This is a genomic window from Gilliamella sp. B3023 (assembly GCF_026536845.1).
Classification (GTDB): domain Bacteria; phylum Pseudomonadota; class Gammaproteobacteria; order Enterobacterales; family Orbaceae; genus Gilliamella; species Gilliamella apicola_E.
Map to the genome: position 1 here is coordinate 1 of NZ_JAFNNH010000049.1, position 1,378 is coordinate 1,378.

Consider the following 1,378-nt stretch of genomic DNA (forward strand, 5'->3'; position numbering starts at 1 on the left):
CATCACAGACAACTAGGAATGCGATACAGGGTAGTGCACCTTATCTGACTTTCGACGGTGGTCGTACTCGTGCAGTTGATACTAACGGTCTGCTTGGGATTACGTTATCTGATGGTACGCAATATATGCCATCAACCAATACTTCATCTTCTTCAGCACCAATCTCTTTGCCGGTTGAGGGTCAGAGTTTTGCTGATATTCGTATGTTCGTCCCAACTAATACTAATTCAGTCAATTTAAGTACTCTTATCGGTCCTCCTAATAATTATTGGGGGGATGATGATGGAGATAGTGACGTTACTGCTACTGGTCGTTTAAGTTTATCTATCGTCGATAAAAACAATCAATCTGTATCACGTAATTCCGTGCTAACAATTTGTAACGCACCTTATAGGATTAAGTTATCTAGTACAGACGGTACATTATCAACTCGTTACGGATTTCCTAATCGTAGTACTTTCAGTGCCCGTAGTGTGACTTATTATGTCAATCCTAAGGCTTCGCCGGTGGTTTGTTTTGCTCGGCCTAACTTATTGTATGGTAAGCGTGGTGATGATCGTTATAACCCATCTTGGAATTTTGCTGGTCCTGCTTCGATTTGGAGCCCTAATAAAGGTTTTCTCACTCAAGAAACAGACCCGTCACTTTACGGTAGAAACTTTCCGACTACTGGCGCTAATGGATTGTACTTTGATTTACTCATTAATGGTGTAAGTCAGCCATTGTCTTGGTCTCCTGTTTCTCAGGGTGGTATCACAGTCACAATGTCTAATCCTACAGCTACAAGCGTACGCGTTACTTTAACTGGTCCTTACGCTACCCAATCCCAACAGAAATCATCCAGCCCTGATCGTCTTTCCACTCTTTCTCTGCCTCAGACATTCGAGTTGGTCGGTCGTGCTACTAATGGTACTTCTGTCGTCAAATATGGTTTTACTTTGAAGCAGTGGTTCGTCGGCCGTGGTTCTTGGTATGGCGCTTATTCTGATGCTTTATCTTGGTGTAATAGTCTTGGTTATCGAGTGCCTCGCGTAAGGGATTTAACCAATGCATCTTGTCGAGGTTCAAATACAGGCAATAAGTGTCGTGGTTCAGTCGGCGCCACCCCTTCCTCGCCGGGTAATTATTACCAACGTAGAATTGGTTCTGGTCTTGTCACTGAGTGGGGTAATATGGTTGGTTATTCAGGCGTTGGCTTATCCAGCACTTACTGGACTCGTGACTCGGATGGTAGTAACCAGTTTATCGTGAGCACAGACCACGGTCCCGTACATTGGGACTACAACGGCTACGGCCAACACGGCCTTTGCTCCTATCCTTAGTTTTTATTTCTTCGTCCTTAATCCTTAGGGCGGGGGCGGGGGTGATAAAAAATAGT

1 protein-coding gene is annotated in these 1,378 nt (G+C 44.4%); it reads left to right on the forward strand.

Annotated features, from left to right (window positions below):
- Nucleotides 1-1,322, forward strand: a 1,322-nt coding sequence (locus tag J3U16_RS11880) for a hypothetical protein (RefSeq protein WP_267343183.1), incomplete at its 5' end; no start/stop codon positions are given.
- Nucleotides 1,323-1,378 lie beyond the last annotated feature (56 nt).